This window comes from Bacillus sp. es.036 (assembly GCF_002563635.1).
Lineage (GTDB): Bacteria > Bacillota > Bacilli > Bacillales > Guptibacillaceae > Guptibacillus.
The window spans coordinates 2,709,541-2,729,264 of the sequence record NZ_PDIZ01000001.1; the positions used below are offsets into that span (position 1 = coordinate 2,709,541).

The window sequence follows — 19,724 nt, forward strand, 5'->3', positions numbered from 1 at the left end:
TGAAAAAGAAGCGGTGACAACACCTGGAAGTGGGTTAAGCCTCATCCTGTTCCTTAAAACCCTTCTCCATTGCCTTCCAAGAGAGTGTTGCACATTTGATTCGAGCCGGGAACTTCGAAACACCTTGTAGTGCTTCAATGTCACCAAGATCGAAATCCTCTTCGTCATACTCTTTCCCCTGCATCATATCTGAGAAAATCCCCGATAGTTTTAAGGCCTGATCAACTTCAAGTCCTTTGACTGACTGTGTCATCATCGACGCTGATGCCAGGCTTATAGAGCAACCTTCTCCAATAAACTTCGCATCCGAAATCTTCCCATCATCTACTTTCAGCTGAAGCTGAATCGTATCTCCACATGTAGGGTTATTCATATTTATTTTAAGGGCGCCTTCTTCAAGCTCCCCTTTATTTCTTGGGTTTTTATAATGATCCATAATGACCTGTCGATATAACTGGTCTAGATTATTAAAAGACATTACCGAAAAACTCCTTTGCTTTTCGTAATCCGGCTACAAACGTATCCACGTCTTCTTCAGTATTGTATAAATAGAAGCTAGCACGCGCAGTAGCCGATACCTCTAGCCACTTCATTAGCGGCTGAGCACAATGGTGTCCAGCACGGACAGCGATGCCTTCTGTGTCAAGTACGGTTGCCACATCGTGTGGGTGAACTTCATCACTATTGAAAGTGACAACCCCAGCACGTTTTTCAGGTCCGTAAATGGATACGCCTTCGATTGTTGATAACTGCTGCATAGCATATTTTGCAAGATGAGTCTCATGCTGTTGGATGTTATCCATGCCAATTTCATTTAAGAAATCAATCGCAGCTCCAAGACCAACCGCACCTGCAATAATAGGTGTGCCACCTTCAAATTTCCAAGGGAGCTCTTTCCATGTCGAATCATACAGACCAACAAAATCGATCATTTCTCCACCGAATTCAAAAGGCTCCATGTTTTCGAGCAGCTTTTTCTTCCCGTAAAGGACGCCTATCCCAGTTGGTCCGCACATCTTATGACCAGAAAATGCAAAGAAATCGCAGTCGAGATCCTGAACGTCAATGTTCATATGAGGGGTGCTTTGTGCTCCATCGACAACCATAACAGCACCATTTTGGTGTGCAATCGCAGCAATTTCTTTAATCGGGTTAATTGTTCCGAGTACGTTCGAAACTTGCATAACAGAAACAATTTTCGTGTTTGCTGTTACTGTTTTCTCGACGTCTTCTAGCGCAATTGTTCCGTCTGGTTGAAGGGGAATATATTTTAGAGTGGCTCCAGTTGCTTTTACAACCTGTTGCCATGGAATGATGTTGCTGTGATGCTCCATCGGTGTGATGACAACTTCATCACCTTCTTGAAGATTTGCACGTCCATAGCTTGATGCGACCATATTAAGCGCTGTAGTCGTTCCGCGAGTAAAAATCACTTCTTCTGTGGAAGAAGCATGAATAAATTCACGAACCTTTTCACGTGCGCCTTCATAAGCATCTGTTGCATGTGTTCCAAGCGTATGAACACCACGGTGAACGTTTGAGTTAATTTCCTTGTAGTAACGCTCCACTGCGTCAATGACTTGAGTTGGTTTCTGAGACGTTGCTGCACTATCAAGGTAAACAAGAGGTTTCCCATTTACCTCTTGATGTAAAATGGGAAACTGCTTGCGAATGTCCTGGACATTCATCATTTAATTAACTTTCCCTTCAGTAACCTCTACCGCACGTTTACGAACGCCTTCAATCGGAAGTTCGTTAATAACTGGAGCAAGGAAACCGTGGATGATCAAACGCTCAGCTTCTTGACGGGAAATCCCGCGGCTTTGCAAGTAATAAAGCTGAATTGGATCAACTTTACCAACTGATGCAGCGTGGCCTGCCATAACATCATCTTCGTCAATAAGAAGGATTGGGTTTGCATCCCCACGCGCTTTCTCGTTCATCATGAGAACACGCTGTGTTTGCTCACCATTTGATTTCTTCGCACCATGTTCAATCTTCGTTACGCCGTTAAAGATCGCGCTCGCACTATCTTTTTGAACACCGTGCACTAGAAGAACACCTTCAGAATTTTGACCATGATGGAAAATCTGATTCGTGAAGTTCTGGCTCTGGCTTCCGCGACCAATCGTTACGGTCTTAGAATCAGCATAAGAACCATCACCAATAAGGTGTGTTGTATTTGTAGAAACCGTGTTGCCGTCGTTCATTTGAGCAAGAGCCCAGTCAACTTTCCCATCACGTGCCACATTCGCACGGCGGTTCACGTAAGTTGTCACACCTTTTGCAAGGTTATCAACAGAACCAAACGTAACGCGCGCATTCTGTCCAACATGAACTTCAGCGATAATATTTGCAACTGACTCAACATCGTGTCCATATGATAAGAAGTTCTCCACATATGTGACCGAGCTATTGTCTTCGGCTACGATGATCACGTGGTTGAACAAACCAGCTTCAGGGTCTTCTTGCCAATAAAGAGCTTGAATTGGCACTTCCACTTCTACATTACGAGGAACGTACAAGAAAGTACCACTATTAAGAAGAGCTGCGTGAACGGCAGTTAGGCGGTTCTCATCAACCTTCATAACATCTTTCATGAAATACTTCTCAACAAGATCCCCGTGATTTTGAAGAGCTGTTTGAATATCTGTGAAAATCACACCTTGTTCTTTTAGCTCATTCGATAGCTGACTAAAAACAGGCGTTGTGTTACGGTGCACAAGAAGATTTCCTGACTCTTGATCTTTAGCAACAAGATCGCGCACATCTTCAGGAAGATCATCAAGTGATGAAATCGCTTCTCCAGCTACATCATGTTTAAATGAAGTGAAGTTCCACTTATCGATTTTTGTTTTATCAGGCTTTGGCATTGGAAGGTTCTCAGACTTCTCTAATGCCTTCAAACGTAGGGCAGCCATCCATTTCGGCTCCTGACGCTTTTCTGAATAAGCTTTAATGTATTCTTGATCGAATGCAATTTTCGTATCCACTGACATTGTCATCCTCCTTACTGCTTACGCTTCTTGACCAACTGTTTCGTCTTTAATTCCGAGTTCTTCTTTAATCCAATCATAACCTTCTTCTTCAAGACGCTGTGCTAGTTCTGCGCCACCAGATTTTACAATACGACCTTGCATCATAACGTGTACTTTGTCAGGTGTAATGTAGTTCAATAGACGCTGATAGTGAGTGATAATTAAGCAACCGAAGCTCTCATTGCGCATTGCATTAACACCTTTAGACACAACTTTAAGCGCATCGATATCTAGACCGGAGTCAATTTCATCCAGAACAGCGATCTTTGGTTCAAGCATCATAAGCTGAAGAATTTCGTTACGCTTCTTCTCACCACCAGAGAAACCTTCGTTAAGGTAACGCTGTGCAAATTCTTCACCCATATCAAGCTCAGCCATTTTACCGTCTAGCTTTTTGATGAATTTCATTAGAGAAATTTCATCGCCTTCTTCACGACGAGCATTGATTGCAGAGCGAAGGAAATCAGCGTTCGTTACGCCGCTTACTTCACTTGGGTATTGCATTGCAAGGAAGAGTCCAGCTTTTGCACGCTCATCAACTTCCATTTCAAGTACATCTTCATTATCAAGGAAGACACTGCCTTCAGTGATTTTGTATTTCGGATGGCCCATGATTGCTGAAGCAAGGGTAGATTTACCTGTACCGTTCGGCCCCATTACTGCGTGAATTTCTCCACCATTTATTTCAAGGTTTAATCCTTTGATAATCTCTTTTCCCTCAATGGAAACATGAAGATTCTCAATCTTTAGAGTTGATGCTGCCATTTGTGAATACCTCCAATAACGTTTATACTATTCCTTCCTTATTGTAGTACCTATAAGGTGTATGTCAAGGAATGTGTGCTGAGTCATTCTCAATCTATTTTCATTCTTATTTTATAACAAATCCAAACTAATATCAAGGAACGCAGGGATCATACTTTATAGCGTTCGCTACGAATTCGATTGCTATTCAAAATGAGAATGAATCGTTGATTTTTTCGTTTCATACCCTTCTAAGCCTACCATTTAATCCGGACACCTACAACGGAATCCTCATACAAAAAACCAGTCACAGTGGACTGGTTTTCATTATATCTGGCTATTTTGGATGCTGATTCATCTAGATAGTTTACGGTCGAATTCACTAACCATTTTGAGACTCCGACGGTGATCCATCTCACGCTCTTTTTCTACTTGCATACGCTTGTTGAAATTTTGGCTATATTCTGCATAACCTACTCCGTGAGACTGGTACATCGCCTTTTCCATTTCAGGTGTGTGGTTTAACCGCATGGGGCTAATAATGAATCAATCCTTTCAATATCGTTTTACTTACAAGGAATACTTTACCACGTTACATTAACAGTCCACAAACAGCATATGAAGGGATGAGAGCGAGTGAAAGAGGATGAACCTTGTTCTGAATAGTTAAAAAACATCGATTCTTATCTTTACTTCCAAATCCACCCTCATTCACTAGAATAAAAAAACAGCCTATATATAGGAAGAAACTTAATTTATTTAGTGCTTCGGTTGATCCAAATCTTTTATGCATTCTTGCACAAGTGTAACAGCCTGACTCATGGCAGCTCCACCGCCGAAAGCTGCTGTTACCCCTATCGTTTCAAGAATTTCCTGTTCGGAACAGCCTTGATCAAGGCAACCTTTTGTATGATAAATGATGCAGTATTCATCTTGTGAAAAAATCGAAATCCCAAGCGCAATCATCTGCTTCTCTTTTTGACTAACTTCCCCTTCTTTAAAGCATGCTTCTGTAAATGCCGAATACTTTTTAGCAAGCTGGGGCATTTTCTCGGTAAATGTGCCTAATCCTTCTTTATAATCATGTAATGCTGCTTCTGCGAAATTGTTAAATTCCTGTTCCTGTTTCAAAACACAGGCCTCCTTTTATCTTAATTGTCCATACTAGTATGAGAAGCGGTTAAGCATGCTATCCATTCTTTTCTATAGAAATGTTTTTTGTATCGCTTACATGTGATGTATGTCACACTAATAACGATCGGGATACGTTATGATGCTTATGAAGACAATATCTACTAGCAGAGGTGAAGATGATGTACGAAGGAAAAACAACACGCGTTGCATTAATTGGAACAGGATTTGTCGGGACAAGCTACGCCTTCTCGTTATTGAATCAAGAACTAGTAAATGAACTTGTATTAATTGATGTAAACAAAGAAAAGGCAGAAGGAGAAGCACGTGATTTAAATCACGGTCTACCTTTTGGCGCTCCGATGAAAATTTGGGCCGGCGACTACCAGGACTGTAAAACCGCTGATATCGTCGTGATCGCAGCAGGTGCGAATCAAGCGCCAGGGGAAACACGCTTAGACCTTATCGATAAAAATACAGCCATTTTTAAAACGATCGTATCAAGCGTAATGGAAAGTGGATTTGATGGTATTTTTATCGTCGCAACGAATCCAGTAGACGTACTTACTTACGCAACATGGAAGTTCTCCGGGTTACCGAAAGAACGCGTCATTGGCTCAGGTACGATTCTTGATACAGCTCGATTCCGTTATTTACTAAGTGATTATTTTAATGTCGATTCTAGAAATGTACATGGTTATATTCTTGGTGAGCACGGCGACACCGAACTTCCAGTTTGGAGTCATGCCTCTATTGGTAGTCGACCAATCATGTCACTCATTAAAGATAAACCAGAGGCAAAAGAAGACCTTGAGGAACTCTTTGTTAATGTGCGCGATGCCGCTTATCATATTATTAATCGTAAGGGAGCGACATACTACGGCATTGCAATGGGGCTTGTAAGGTTAACGCGAGCGATTATTCGAAATGAAAACTCAATCCTTACTGTGTCTACGCTCCTTGAAGGTGAGTATGGTTTAGATGATTTGTATATCGGCGTACCTGCGATTGTGAACAACAACGGCATACGCGAAATTATTGAACTTGATCTTGATCAAACTGAGTTAGATCAATTGCACCACTCTGCCAAAACGTTAAAAGAAGCAATGAAGCCAGTATTCCAGCATTAAAAAAAGGTTCTCCGTCAAATGACGGAGAACCTTTTTTCTTATTCGTCTACTGGTACGACAGCACCATCATATTCTTCTTCAATAAAGCTCTGAATTTCATCAGAATGTAGAACCTCAACTAATGCTTGAATCGCTTCGTTATCTTCATCACCTTTATTGACAGTAATCACGTTCACGTAAGGTGAGTCGGAATCTTCAAGAGCAATCGCATCTTCTTGAGGGTTTAGACCCGCATCGATCGCATAGTTTGTGTTGATCATAACCGCATCGCCTTCACCTTGCTGGTAGATCTGCGGAAGAAGTGAAGCTTCTACGTCTGTTTTAAAATCAATGTTTTTAGGATTTTCTGCAATATCTTCTACTGTTGCATCAGAAGCCTTCACGCCTTCTTTTAGTGTGATAAGTCCTTGAGCTTCAAGTAAAGAAAGCATACGTCCATGGTCAGAAACAGAGTTACTCATAATGATCTGAGCACCATCCGGAAGCTCATCTAAGCTCTTATAATCTTGTGAATAAACACCGATTGGTTCAATGTGAATGCCTCCAGCGTTAACAAAATCATAATTATCGTTTTCTTCCATTTGCAACTCCATATAAGGAATGGTTTGGAAGTAGTTTGCATCTAATTCACCGTTCGCTAGCGTCTTATTCGGTAGAATGTAATCCTGGAACGTTTTAACTTCTAGCTCTACACCTTTTTCTTCAAGCATCGGTTTTGCTTCTTCAAGAATTTCAGCATGTGGAATGTTTGAAGCACCTACTACGATTTTCTTTGAATCTTCAGCTTCTCCAGATCCTTCACTGTTCCCACCATTGTTGCCACACGCTGCAAGCACTGCAAGAGTAAGTACTGCAAATAGGGATAAAAATTTCTTCATGTTATTCTCTCCTTTTATTATCGTTTATCTATCACTCTTGTTGCTAAATCTCCAGCAATTTGAAGAATCGCAACTATAACCAATATTAAAACTGTCGCAACGAGCGTCACGTCAGGATTATTTCTTTGGAAACCTTCAAGGTAAGCGAGGTTCCCAAGTCCCCCTGCACCAACCACACCAGCCATTGCGGTGTAGCTTACAAGTGCAATCGCCGTTACGGTAATACCCGAAATGAGGGCTGGCATTGCTTCAGGAAGGAGAACTTTAAATATAATCTCCCCGTTTGATGCCCCCATTGACTGAGATGCTTCAATCACTCCTTTATCCACTTCCCGAAGAGCAATTTCAACCATTCGCGCATAAAATGGTGCCGCACCTGCAATAAGGGCTGGAAGAGCTGCATTCGCTCCAAGCATCGTTCCAATAATGTAAACAGAAAGCGGAATGAGTAGAATGATTAAAATGATAAACGGGATCGAGCGGAATAAGTTTACGATTCCAGCAATAATGCTATTAACAAACTTGTTCTCCCATATGTTTCCCCTTCCGGTTAGAAACAATAGTAGTCCAAGAAGAATACCGAGAATAAACGTTGCTAGCACGGAAATTGCCGTCATGTAAGCTGTTTGAATAGTAGCTTCCCACATCGATTCCCAGTTCACATTAGGAAATAGTGATTCAACCATTCGTAATCACCTCCGCTTCTACTCCTTGCTCACGAACATACTTCAGTGCACTTTCAACGACAGTCGGTTCACCTTTAAGAAAGACAGATAACTTACCATAAGGGCCATCTTGCGTATGAGAGATTTTTCCTTGAATAATGTTTACTTCAATATCAAACTGACGAATTAACTCTGTTACAAGTGGTGATCCCGTTTTACCTTTGAGGAACGTAAACTGGACGAGTTCACCCTCCTGGCTTGCTGCTAGATGTGCAATCGATTCCTTCATTTCTTCAGGCTCACTTAACTGATTCACGAAATCTTTTGTTATTTCTTCTTGCGGATGATGAAAGACTTCAAGTACTGAACCGTTCTCAACTACTCTACCGTTCTCCATCACTGCCACTCGGTGACAAATTTTGCGAATAACGTGCATTTCATGGGTAATCAAGACAATAGTTAAACCAAGTTTCTGGTTAATTTCTGTCAGAAGTTCGAGAATGCTATCCGTTGTTTTAGGATCTAGAGCAGATGTTGCTTCATCACAAAGCAATACCTTAGGGTTATTCGCAAGCGCTCGCGCAATACCAACACGCTGCTTTTGTCCCCCACTTAGCTGTGATGGATAAGCCGCTTCTCGTCCTTCAAGTCCAACAAGCTTAATTAATTCATCGACACGCTTCATTCGTTTCTCTTTGGAAACACCTGATATTTCGAGTGGAAACGCGATGTTATCACGTACCGTTCTTGACCAAAGAATATTAAAGTGCTGGAAGATCATTCCGATTTCCTGTCTTGCCGCACGTAGATCTTTTCCTTTAAGAGAGGATAAATTATTTCCTGCCACCGTGACCGTACCGTCCGTCGGTCTCTCAAGCAGGTTGAGCATCCGAATTAGCGTACTTTTTCCGGCACCGCTGTATCCGATAACACCGAATATTTCCCCTTTTTTCACTGAAAGGTTAACATCCTTAACGGCCTCTACCTTTCCAGACTTCGAAAAGAAGGTTTTATTAATGCCTTTAAGCTCAATCACATGTCTCACATCCTTTATGCATTTGCATGTTGTACCAGCTTCCTGAAAAAGGACTTTAGTCCCATGCTTTTATTCTTTACCTCGAAACACTTAAAAAATGATTCTAAAAATGCCCTTCTACTTTGAGTAGAAAGGCATGTCATCAATCAATGTCTTCCTCTCATTTCTCAAAGCAATCGCTTTGCAGGAATTGGCACCTTTTCAAACGAGTCGTTTGACGGTTGCCGGGCTTCATAGGGCCAGTCCCTCCACCTCTCTGAATAAGAGATTATAAAATTAAAATTACTTTACTGTGGTTAAGTGCTAAATTGAATTCTAGCATGGTACTTTATGAGTGTCAATTACTGAGCAAAAAGTCACAATAATCAAACATATTCACTATCATTAGCCAAGAGAAAACCATCAGCTGATTCGCCTGATGGTTTTTGCTCGCTCAGAAAGTTGTTTGTAGAGAGCTAATTTCTCAAGATCAGCATTTCCCCCACTCACAACAGCCCCAATTTTGCTACCTTCCAACCGGCTTGATTTACACAAGACAGCAGCGACAGATGCCGCACCAGCGCCTTCAACAAGTGTCTTATGTCTTTCAAGCATAAAGACGATTGCAGCAGCAATTTCTTCTTCAGAAACAGTCATCATATCGTCAACGAGTTCTTCGATAATTGGATACGTTCGTTTTCCTGCTTCCTTCACAGAGATGCCATCGGCAATCGATTTTACTGATTGAAGAACGAGAGGACCAGTACCTTTAAATCGATTCCATGTCGCAGATGCTTCCGAAGCCTGGATTCCAATGATTTTGACGTGAGGAAAGAACGACTTGATTGCCAGCGCAATTCCTGCTAATAATCCTCCTCCTCCAACGGGAACAAGAATCGTATCTAAGTCAGGACATTGTTGCATCATTTCAAGTGCAACGGTTCCTTGTCCTGCCATCACAACAGGGTCGTCAAACGCATGAACAAATGTTGCCCCTTTTTCAACACGCTCTCGATCAGCTCCACTAAACGCTTCGTTATAGGATTCGCCTTCAAGGACAACCTCTGCGCCATAAGATCGGGTCGCTTCAATTTTACTTGTTGGCGTATGAATCGGCATATAGATCTTTGCCTTGATTCCTCGCTCCATCGCAGATAGCGCTACTCCCTGAGCATGGTTACCTGCTGAAGCGGCAACGATTCCTCTAGCGGCTTCGATTTCCGTTAGAGAGGCAACCTTATTGTAAGCACCGCGTAGTTTAAACGACCCCGTTCGCTGGAGGTTCTCCATCTTTAAGAAGACATCTTTATTTGTAAATCCATTGAGCGTTGTAGATTGCTGAAGCGGGGTACGATGAACCGCCTCCAGCAAATTCTCCATTGCTTCTACGACATGAACGTTATATTTCTCCTGGTAATTCCCAACGTCATTCACTCTCCTACAAGTTGTTTTTCTTCATACAATTTAATCTTTTCTTCAAGGGACAACGTACGAGATACTTCATCCCAACCATTTAGCAGCATTTCTTTCCAATAAGGATCAATTTTGAAAGAAGCATGAATGCTTTCTCCATCACGAACTTCTTGTTTTCGCAAGTCGACTTGAAGTTCGTATCCGTCTTTTGCCTTTTGAAAAAGCTCAGCGATAACTTCTTGATCAAGCGCAATCGGAAGAATACCATTTTTTACACAGTTGTTATAAAAAATATCAGCAAAACTTGTCGCTATGATGACGCGAAAGCCATAATCAAGCAATGCCCACGGAGCGTGTTCTCTTGAAGATCCACACCCAAAGTTTTTTCCAGCTACGAGAATAGAGGCATGCTGGTATTGCGCTTCATTTAAGCTAAAATCTTCACGAGGCTTTCCATCATCATCAAAGCGCCAGTTATAGAAAAGAAATTGGCCGAAGCCTTTTCGCTCAATTCTTTTCAAAAATTGCTTTGGAATAATTTGATCGGTATCGACGTTCACTTGATCAAGGGGATAAACAATCCCTTTGTATTCATTAATCGGTTCCAGGGCGTCTCACTCCTTTTTACATCACAAGTGGTTTTATTTTTCTAGCATCAGTAAATCGTCCTTCAATAGCAGCAGCTGCAGCCATCGCTGGGCTTACAAGGTGTGTTCGGGAACCGTTGCCCTGGCGACCTTCAAAATTTCGATTAGAGGTAGACGCGCAGCGCTCTCCCGGAGGAACAATATCATCATTCATCGCAAGACACATACTACACCCTGCTTCTCGCCACTCAAATCCAGCTTCTTTGAAGATCGTATCTAACCCTTCTGCTTCAGCCGCATCCTTCACTGATTTAGAACCAGGTACTACGAGCGCCTTTACACTTTCATGAACTTTACGACCACGAACAATTTCAGCCGCAGCTCGCAAATCACTTAATCGTGAATTCGTACAGGATCCGATAAAAACATATTGAATCGCAATGTTTTGAATCTGGGTACCAGGTTTAAGATCCATATAAGCAAGGGCCTGTTTGATTGCTTTTTGATCACCTGGATCTTCGTAATCTTCAGGGAAAGGTACTCGAGCATAGACAGAAGAGCCCATCGAAGGATTCGTTCCCCACGTCACTTGTGGTTCAATTTCTTCAGCGCCAATTTCAAGCACTTCATCATACGTTGCACCTGGATCAGTTGCAAGCTCTTTCCACTCAGCCACTGCTTCATTGAACGCTTCGTTTGCTGGAACATGTCTTTTTCCTTTTAAATAAGAAAAAGTCGTTTCATCAGGACTAATGAGTCCCGCTTTTGCACCAGCTTCAATGGACATGTTACAAACGGTCATCCGCTCTTCCATTGACATGTTTCGAATCGCTTCACCCGTATACTCAACAACTGCTCCCGTCCCTGCATTCACACCAAACTTGGCAATAACGGCAAGAATTAAGTCTTTAGCCGTTACTCCAGAACCAAGACGGCCGTTTACACGTATTTCAATGGTTTTTGGACGCGATTGCCAGAGCGTTTGTGTTGAAAGAACATGCTCTACTTCGCTCGTTCCGATCCCAAAGGCTAGAGCACCAAACGCGCCATGTGTTGAAGTATGGCTATCTCCACAAACAATGGTTTTTCCTGGCTGTGTTAAGCCAAGCTCAGGACCGATGACGTGCACAATTCCCTGATCAGGGTGATTAATATCTGCAATTTCCACACCAAACTCGTTGCAATTCTCTTCTAGCTTCTCCATTTGCACTTTGGATACCGGATCATTAATAATATGACGTGCAATCGTAGGCACGTTATGGTCCATCGTCGCAAAGGTTAAATCCGGTCTTCTGACACGTCTATTGTTCATCCGCAGACCTTCAAAGGCCTGCGGAGAAGTGACTTCATGCACAAGATGTAAATCTATATACAGGAGATCCGGGCTACCCTCTTCTTCATGCACAACATGTTTATCCCAAATTTTCTCAATAATTGTTTTTGGCTCCACACTGATCCCCCTTTTACCTATTTGTCATTAAGCGTATGCTTCCATGATGCCTGCCGTAGCACCCGCTTCTTCTAATTGATAAATCACTTTCTTCACCATTGCGTCTGTTCCGAGTGCATTCGTTCGACTACTTGCTAAATCACTCGTATAATAGCCCGCATCTAGAACTTCCTTCACGGCCTTTTCGATGGCATCTGCTTCTTCCTTCATATCAAATGAATACTTCAGCATCATCGCTCCTGATAACATCATCGCAAGTGGATTCGCAATGTTCTTCCCAGCGATATCCGGTGCAGAACCGTGAACTGGCTCATACATGCCAAATCCATCACTGCGAAGACTTGCTGACGGTAGCATGCCAAGTGATCCTGTAATCATGGATGCTTCATCGCTTAAAATATCGCCAAATAGATTTTCTGTTACAATCACATCAAAATGAGCTGGGTTTTGAACCATCTTCATTGCTGCCGCATCGACCAGCATATGTTCCACTTCAACATCCGGATAAGCTAGTGCTTTTTCTTCTACAACTTCTCTCCACATTCGGCTTGACTCTAGAACGTTTGCTTTATCGACGCTTGTTAGCTTCTTCTTTCGCTTCCGTGCTGCCTCGAACCCTTGATCAACAATTCGCTCAATTTCATTCCTTGTATAATGAAGCGTATCAACCACTTCTTTCCCGTTGTTACGACGCTCGCTTGGTGTACCAAAATACAATCCACCTGTTAATTCACGAACAATCAACATGTCCACGCCCCTGATTCGATCGGGTTTAAGAGGAGAAGCATCGAGTAAACTTTCAAATGCTGTTACAGGACGAAGGTTTGCAAACAAGCCTAGCTCTTTACGAATTCCAAGAAGACCTCGTTCAGGACGAAGATGACCGGAAAGGTTTTCCCACTTAGGCCCACCGACTGCACCAAGAAGAACAGCATCACTCTTTTTACAGATGCTTAAAGTTTCTTCGGGTAAAGGCATACCTTCTTGATCAATGGCCGCCCCTCCGATTCTTGCAAAGTGAAATTCAAACGTATGGCCAAATCGATCTGCCACGGCATTTAGAACTTTCATCGTTCCTTCCATTACTTCTTTGCCAATGCCATCACCTGGTAATACCGCAACTTTTCTCTTCATCCTTCTAACCTCCCCGTTAGACGTGCGCTTGTTTTTTTACTTGATAGCTTTCTCGAGCAAGAACACGATTCACTGCGTTTAAGTAAGCAATTGCTGAGGACTCTAGAACATCTTGAGCAGTGCCTCGACCATTCGATTCAATTCCGTTGTACATAACACGAACATGAACTTCAGCAAGAGCATCTCTGCCACCGCCAACCGAATTAATCCGATAATCTTGAAGTTGAAGCGTGCCTGGGATCATTTCTTCAAGCGTGTTGTAAATGGCTTCCACACTACCAGAACCCGTTCCAGCTTGCTGAATCATCGTTCCATCAGGCTTCTCGATGGAAATCGTAGCCGTGGGGATATTTGCTGTCCCATATTGAACTTGAATGCTATGAATCTCATATTTATCAACAAATTCATCTGTTTGAATATCCGTTAATAGTGCGAACAGATCATCTTCTGTTACTTGCTTTTTCTTATCAGCCAAGTCTTTAAAATCAGCAAATGCTTCATTAATCTTTGCTTCATCTAATTCAAAACCAAGTTCTTTCACCTTATCTCTGAAGGCATGTCGACCAGAATGTTTTCCAAGAACGAGGCTGTTGGACTGTACTCCGATCAGCTGTGGACTAATAATTTCATAGGTCGTTTTCTCTTTTAATACACCATCCTGGTGAATACCAGATTCATGAGCAAATGCATTGGCGCCAACAACCGCTTTATTGCCTGGCACTGCCATGCCAGTAAGTTTGCTGACAAGGTTGCTTGTGCGCTTAATTTCATCTAGTTTCAATCCAGTTTCTGCCTGGTAAAAGTCATTCCGGATTCGAAGTGCAACAGCTATTTCCTCAATGGCGGCATTACCTGCCCGCTCTCCAATACCATTAATCGTTCCTTCTATTTGAGTTGCTCCACATTCAATTGCAGCTAAGGAATTTGCTACCGCCATGCCAAGGTCGTTATGGCAATGAGCAGATAAATCAACACCTTCAATGTTCGGAACATTGTTTCGCAAATACGTGAAAAGCTCCCCATATTCCTGTGGACTTCTATATCCGACCGTGTCTGGGATATTAATGACAGATGCACCAGCATCGATAACTTCTTTAATAATTCTGGCTAGAAAAGTTCGATCAGATCGACAAGCATCTTCAGCCGACCACTGCACTTTCGGAAAGAATTTCTTCGCGTATTTTACTGCACCAACAGCCGTTTCTACGACTTCTTCTGGCGTTTTCTTCAGCTTATGAGTCATATGAATAGGGGAAGTGGCTAGAAAAACATGAAGTCTTGGATCGGCACCACCCTTAAGGGCTTCCCAGGCTGCATCAATGTCTTTCATGTTTGCTCTCGCAAGACCTGTTACAGAAACATTTCTTACAGTTTCAGCAATGTTTTTCACACCTTGAAAGTCACCTTTGGAAGCAGCAGGAAAGCCTGCTTCCATGATGTCTACCCCAAGACGCTCAAGTTGCTTTGCGATTTCCAGTTTTTCTAATGCATTCAGATTGACTCCGGCTGACTGTTCTCCGTCACGAAGCGTTGTATCGAATACATTAATCTTTTGCACTGGTAACCACTTCCTTCTTTGATTTTGGTTTCACAAATGGCATCATCGCACGAAGCTCTTTTCCTACTTGTTCGATTGGATGATTCTTCTCTTTCTCGTTGATCGCGTGGAATTCTGGACGATTTAGTTTATTTTCTAGGATCCAGCCCTTCGCGAATTTACCCGTTTGGATATCTTCAAGGATATCTTTCATGCGTGCTTTTGTATCAGCATCAACGACACGCGGACCTGATACAAAATCACCCCACTGAGCTGTGTCAGAGATGGAATAACGCATTCCAGCAATACCATCTTCATACATCAAATCAACAATAAGCTTTAGTTCGTGCAAACATTCAAAGTACGCGACTTCTGGTTGATAGCCTGCTTCAGTCAATGTTTCGAACCCGGCTTTTACAAGTGATGACAATCCGCCGCAAAGAACGGCCTGTTCACCGAAGAGATCTGTTTCGGTTTCTTCTTTAAAGGATGTTTCAAGAACACCTGCACGAGCACCGCCAATTCCTTTTGCGTAAGCAAGGGCTAGTTCTTTTGCGTCACCAGATACGTCCTGATATACACCGAATAGAGCTGGAACGCCTGCACCATCTTCAAATGTTCTTCTTACAAGGTGTCCTGGCCCTTTAGGAGCAACAAGGAAAACATCTACATCGGATGGAGGAACAACCTGGTTGAAATGAACGTTAAAGCCATGAGCAAAAACAAGTGCATTACCAGCACGAAGACCCGGCTCGATTTCTTTTTTGTACACTTCCGGCTGATACTCATCTGGAAGAAGAATCATGATTACATCGGCTTCATCACTTGCGTCTTTTACTGTTTTCACTGCAAAGCCATCTTCTTCTGCTTGATTCCAGGAGCGTCCTTTTCTTAAGCCAACCGTTACATCAAATCCGCTTTCACGAAGATTTAAAGCATGAGCGTGACCTTGAGATCCATACCCAATTACCGCGATTTTTTTCCCTTTTAGCGTTCCCTCGTTGATATCACCGTTATAATATACTTTTGCCATTTTCATTCATCCCTTCATAATTAGGTTTATTTTTTTAATTTAAGATGGAATACTGCTTCAAATCTGTTACAGATTTTTGACTTCCGCGAGGGAAAGCCGTGATGCCTGTTCGAACCATTTCCTTTATGCCATATGGCCTGAGAAGATCTAAGATTGCTTCAATCTTATCGGAATTACCTGTTACCTGAACCGTGATGCTTTCACGACTTACATCAATAATTGAAGCCCGAAACGGTTCAATTATGCCGGAAATTTCACTTCGTATTTGAGCATTACTAATGACCTTAATTAAGGCTAACTCCCGGACCACAATCGCCTGGTCCGTTATATCAGTTACTTTCAACACATCGACTTGCTTATTGAGCTGTTTGATGAGCTGCTCAATTTTGGCATTGTCATCGACATTAACGACAAAGGTCATTTTTGAAACTCCTTCTTTTTCGGTATGACCAACCGTGATGCTTTCAATGTTAAATTGCCGTTTTGTCATGAGGCCTGTGATGCGATTTAGCACCCCACTTTGGTTAATGACCGTTGCGGTTACGATTCGTTTCATGGTTTCACCCCAATCATCTGATGCAGCCCTTTACCAGGGGCAATCATTGGATAGACATTTTCCTTTCCACTTACGCGACAATCAATTAAGACCGGCTCGCGGTGAGAAAAAGCTTCTTCAAAAACAGCTTTCGCTTCTTCTTCATTCGTAACTTTAAATGATTTAATTCCATACGCCTCACCTAGCTTTACAAAATCAGGCTGTACAGGGATTAGTGACTGGGAATAGCGTTCCTCGTAGAAAGCTTCCTGCCACTGTCTCACCATTCCAAGCGTCTGGTTATTCATAATGACGACTTTTACAGGAAGATTAAGTTCTTGAAGTGTGGAAAGCTCCTGCAACGTCATTTGGAATCCTCCATCACCTGTTAGTGAAACAACCGTTTGTTCTGGAAAAGCAAGCTGGGCTCCTATAGCGGAAGGGAAGCCAAATCCCATTGTGCCAAGTCCTCCAGATGTTACCCACCGATTTGCATCCGCAAATGCATAATATTGGGCTGCCCACATCTGATGCTGACCGACATCGGTCGTAATAATGGCATCTCCCTTCGTATATTCGTGTACGAGTTCTACGACACGCTGTGGGAGAAATTCAGTCGTTGATACTTTCTTCCACAGCGGAAAATCTTCACTATTTTGTGTTAGCTTCTTACGCCATTCTTCTGTATCAGGAAGAGGGGATTCAATCTCTAGAAGCTTCTTCAATGCCTCTCTAGCATCAGATACGATTGGAATTTGCGTTGGAACGTTTTTCCCGATTTCGGCAGGATCAACATCGATATGAGCCACCGTTGCATGAATAGCAAAATGATCAAGGTTACCAGTTAATCGATCGTCAAACCGTGCCCCAATACTAATTAACAAGTCACATTCATATAGAGCCATGTTCGCTGTGTACGTTCCGTGCATACCTCCCATCCCCAGGAATAGTGGATGATTGCCAGGATAACTTCCTAGGCCAAGCAATGTATTAATCACCGGAATGCGATGTTTCTCAGAAAAAGCAACGAGTTCTTTTCCCGCATTCGCATGAAGGACACCTGCTCCGGCTAAGATCACCGGCTTCTTTGCTGCACCAACCGCATCTGCTAGTTTCTTAATTTGCAAAATGTTAGGCGAAAAGGTTGGCTGATAGCCTGGTAAATGGATAGTCGAATCATAGTCGGGTGAAATGGTTTTGTTCGCCACATCCTTAGGGATATCAACGAGAACGGGACCGGGACGCCCCGTTGTTGCAATATGGAACGCTTCTTTAATAATTCTTGGTAGGTCCTGAACATCACGCACCTGGTAATTATGTTTGGTGATTGGTGCCGTGATCCCCATAATATCCGCTTCTTGAAAAGCATCTGTTCCGATTACCGTACTGGCCACCTGACCTGTGAAGATCACAAGTGGCAGGGAATCCATCATTGCATCCGTAATTCCTGTTACGAGATTGGTCGCACCCGGTCCTGAAGTGGCAATGACAACGCCCGGCTTTCCGCTCACTCTTGCGTAGCCTTCAGCCGCATGAATTGAGCCCTGTTCATGCTTTGACAGAATGTGCTTAATCGGTGATCGATATAATGCATCATAGATTGGAAGTACTGCTCCTCCTGGATACCCGAAGAGAACTTCAACATTTTCTTTTTTTAAAGAATGGATTAATACATCTGCCCCGGTCATTTCCGCTGTTACCGCTTCGGCTTCTGGTTTTGCCTTCGCCCGCATATTCATACCCTCCAATGCTTATTTGCCCGCTTCCGTCTTAACGGTGAAGCGTTACTAACTATTAATAAAAAAAAGCCTTCTCATCCCTACGCCGCTTTTTACGGTCCATAGGGGCGAAAAGACTTCACGGTACCACCCTACTTTTACGACAATAAACTGCCGCCTTATGAGCAAATTGCTCGTTTTGATAACAAGTGTTTAAAGAACACTTGGTTGATCCTATGTTACTAAGTTCAGATCAACACTCGGAGGGGATGTCGATACAGGGGGTAATACCGGCTTCCACCACTACCGGCTCTCTGGTTATTACCAATTCCTGTTTCTTTTGCCTCGTCATCGATTATAAATATTTACTTTTCACCCTGCCTGCACATCACGTTTTGAAGGATAAACAGTGACACCATCCACTGTGACAATATCTCTGAACGCTTCAAGAAGGTCATTTGTCGTTTTACCTGGCTTCCCTTCTCCAATCTCGCGACCGTCTACTTTCACAACGGCAATGACTTCAGCAGCCGTTCCAGTTAAAAAGACTTCATCTGCTACATAGACGTCGTGACGCGTAAACGTTTCTTCGCGCATGTCATACCCTTTTTGTCTCGCGAGTTCCATAATGGCATTTCGCGTAATGCCTTCTAGCGCACCGACATAGCCGGGCGGTGTTTTAATAACGTTACCTTTCACGATAAATATATTATCAGCCGAACCTTCAGCGACATATCCCTGATCATTTAACATCAGTGCTTCACTGACACCAGCTAAATTGGCTTCAATTTTGACAAGAATATTATTTAAGTAGTTTAATGATTTCACCTTAGGACTTAATACATCCGAGCGGTTCCGTCTGCTTGCTACCGTGACAATTTCAATTCCTGTTTCATATAATCGCTTAGGGAACAAGGCCAGTGATTCTGCAATAACGATCACTTGTGGTTCCTTACATGTGAAAGGATCGAGTCCTAGATTCCCTACACCGCGAGATACAACGATGCGAATATAGGCATCTTGAAGGTTATTTTTTTTCAGCGTCTGCACAATAATGTCAGTCATTTCCTCCATCGTGTGCGTTATTTTTAGCATAATTGAATGAGCTGAATCATAGAGGCGCTGAAGATGATGTTCTAACCTGAAGACATTCCCATCATACATGCGAATTCCTTCGAACACCCCGTCGCCATAGAGGAAGCCATGATCGTACACCGATACTTTGGCATCTTCTTTTTTCACAAATTCTCCGTTAAGGTAGATCCACTGTTCACTCACCTTGTTCACTCCTTTCTATGTGTTAAGTAGACGCAGTAAAGCGTTATTGTCTAATGATAGGACCAATCATTTTCAAGGTCCCAGTTGTTGTTTTTGTTTGATTTATTAGAATACTTAGTTTGTTTAATTGAGGATTATATTACGCCGGTTTGGACGTAAGGTCAACACCTAAAAGTTAAGTTTTTTGATAATTATGATATATCAGTTTATTTGTAAACGCTTACAATCCTATCGTGCGTGAGATTTGGTCACACGAAATTTTTTATTGTAAAATTAATAAAAGCGCTTACATAAGGTCATTCACATAAACCAGCGTTGCGTTGGTGAATTTCATACCTTTCTCAGTTAAGTGAAAGAACTCCCTTTACTACTGCTAATCGTCAGTTCTTATCTAGCTGACGACAATAGACAGCTACCATTGCATAATTATTTAACCCC

At 42.5% G+C, this 19,724-nt stretch carries 18 protein-coding genes and 1 riboswitch; of the genes, 1 reads left to right on the plus strand and 17 read right to left on the minus strand.

All coding sequences use genetic code 11. The annotated features are described in order from the left end of the window. Positions 1-34 precede the first annotated feature (34 nt). The 5 genes from sufU to ATG70_RS13810 all read right to left on the minus strand — a co-directional run bounded on the left by sufU (position 35) and on the right by ATG70_RS13810 (position 4,913). Positions 35-478, minus strand: a complete 444-nt coding sequence (gene sufU / locus ATG70_RS13790) for a Fe-S cluster assembly sulfur transfer protein SufU (protein ID WP_098444856.1) — start codon at positions 476-478, stop codon at positions 35-37. After that, entirely contained in the window at positions 468-1,688 is a 1,221-nt protein-coding gene (locus ATG70_RS13795; protein ID WP_098445825.1) for a cysteine desulfurase, read from the minus strand. Before ATG70_RS13795 ends, sufU begins: the two co-directional genes overlap by 11 nt. A 3-nt stretch (positions 1,689-1,691) precedes the next feature. Further along, positions 1,692-2,999 carry a Fe-S cluster assembly protein SufD gene (sufD, locus tag ATG70_RS13800; protein ID WP_098444857.1) on the minus strand — a complete coding sequence of 436 codons (1,308 nt, stop codon included), beginning with the start codon at positions 2,997-2,999 and terminating at the stop codon, positions 1,692-1,694. Between the two features lie 18 nt (positions 3,000-3,017). Next, positions 3,018-3,803, minus strand: a complete 786-nt coding sequence (gene sufC, locus ATG70_RS13805) for a Fe-S cluster assembly ATPase SufC (RefSeq protein WP_098444858.1) — start codon at positions 3,801-3,803, stop codon at positions 3,018-3,020. 738 nt (positions 3,804-4,541) lie between these two features. Beyond that, positions 4,542-4,913, minus strand: coding sequence for a carboxymuconolactone decarboxylase family protein (locus tag ATG70_RS13810; RefSeq protein WP_237438472.1), 372 nt, complete (start codon positions 4,911-4,913; stop codon positions 4,542-4,544). A gap of 179 nt (positions 4,914-5,092) precedes the next feature. On the opposite strand from ATG70_RS13810, the gene ATG70_RS13815 reads away from it, so the two are divergent. After that, positions 5,093-6,043 carry an L-lactate dehydrogenase gene (locus tag ATG70_RS13815; RefSeq protein ID WP_098444859.1) on the plus strand — a complete coding sequence of 317 codons (951 nt, stop codon included), beginning with the start codon at positions 5,093-5,095 and terminating at the stop codon, positions 6,041-6,043. A gap of 38 nt (positions 6,044-6,081) precedes the next feature. Here the strand turns inward: ATG70_RS13815 and ATG70_RS13820 are convergent, their stop codons facing one another. The 12 genes from ATG70_RS13820 to ilvE form a co-directional block, all read right to left on the minus strand. Continuing rightward, positions 6,082-6,921, minus strand: coding sequence for a MetQ/NlpA family ABC transporter substrate-binding protein (locus tag ATG70_RS13820; RefSeq protein ID WP_098444860.1), 840 nt, complete (start codon positions 6,919-6,921; stop codon positions 6,082-6,084). Positions 6,922-6,938: 17 nt separating this feature from the next. Next, a complete protein-coding gene (locus tag ATG70_RS13825; protein ID WP_098444861.1) occupies positions 6,939-7,607 on the minus strand; it encodes a methionine ABC transporter permease in 669 nt (222 codons plus the stop codon). Then, on the minus strand, positions 7,600-8,622 hold the full coding sequence (locus ATG70_RS13830; protein WP_098444862.1) for a methionine ABC transporter ATP-binding protein: 1,023 nt from the start codon (positions 8,620-8,622) through the stop codon (positions 7,600-7,602). The genes ATG70_RS13825 and ATG70_RS13830 overlap by 8 nt, the downstream gene beginning before the upstream one ends. A 157-nt stretch (positions 8,623-8,779) precedes the next feature. Further along, positions 8,780-8,889, minus strand: a riboswitch (SAM riboswitch). Between the two features lie 135 nt (positions 8,890-9,024). Beyond that, the gene (gene ilvA / locus ATG70_RS13835) at positions 9,025-10,035 is read right to left on the minus strand and encodes a threonine ammonia-lyase (RefSeq protein WP_257147704.1); all 1,011 of its coding nucleotides are present in this window, start codon (positions 10,033-10,035) and stop codon (positions 9,025-9,027) included. Next, complete coding sequence (leuD, locus tag ATG70_RS13840) at positions 10,032-10,622, minus strand: 3-isopropylmalate dehydratase small subunit (RefSeq protein WP_098444863.1); 591 nt, start codon at positions 10,620-10,622, stop codon at positions 10,032-10,034. The genes ilvA and leuD overlap by 4 nt, the downstream gene beginning before the upstream one ends. Positions 10,623-10,638: 16 nt before the next feature. Then, positions 10,639-12,051 (minus strand): 3-isopropylmalate dehydratase large subunit, encoded by a 1,413-nt coding sequence (gene leuC / locus ATG70_RS13845; RefSeq protein ID WP_098444864.1) that lies wholly within the window; start codon positions 12,049-12,051, stop codon positions 10,639-10,641. 27 nt (positions 12,052-12,078) lie between these two features. Beyond that, positions 12,079-13,185, minus strand: a complete 1,107-nt coding sequence (leuB, locus tag ATG70_RS13850) for a 3-isopropylmalate dehydrogenase (protein WP_098444865.1) — start codon at positions 13,183-13,185, stop codon at positions 12,079-12,081. Positions 13,186-13,201: 16 nt separating this feature from the next. Then, positions 13,202-14,743 (minus strand): 2-isopropylmalate synthase, encoded by a 1,542-nt coding sequence (locus ATG70_RS13855; RefSeq protein WP_098444866.1) that lies wholly within the window; start codon positions 14,741-14,743, stop codon positions 13,202-13,204. Next, the gene (gene ilvC, locus ATG70_RS13860; RefSeq protein WP_098444867.1) at positions 14,730-15,755 is read right to left on the minus strand and encodes a ketol-acid reductoisomerase; all 1,026 of its coding nucleotides are present in this window, start codon (positions 15,753-15,755) and stop codon (positions 14,730-14,732) included. The genes ATG70_RS13855 and ilvC overlap by 14 nt, the downstream gene beginning before the upstream one ends. A gap of 34 nt (positions 15,756-15,789) precedes the next feature. Next, complete coding sequence (ilvN, locus tag ATG70_RS13865; RefSeq protein ID WP_098444868.1) at positions 15,790-16,311, minus strand: acetolactate synthase small subunit; 522 nt, start codon at positions 16,309-16,311, stop codon at positions 15,790-15,792. Further along, the gene (ilvB, locus tag ATG70_RS13870) at positions 16,308-18,023 is read right to left on the minus strand and encodes an acetolactate synthase large subunit (protein WP_098444869.1); all 1,716 of its coding nucleotides are present in this window, start codon (positions 18,021-18,023) and stop codon (positions 16,308-16,310) included. Before ilvB ends, ilvN begins: the two co-directional genes overlap by 4 nt. A 357-nt stretch (positions 18,024-18,380) precedes the next feature. Next, the gene (gene ilvE, locus ATG70_RS13875; RefSeq protein ID WP_098444870.1) at positions 18,381-19,286 is read right to left on the minus strand and encodes a branched-chain-amino-acid transaminase; all 906 of its coding nucleotides are present in this window, start codon (positions 19,284-19,286) and stop codon (positions 18,381-18,383) included. Positions 19,287-19,724: the final 438 nt, after the last annotated feature.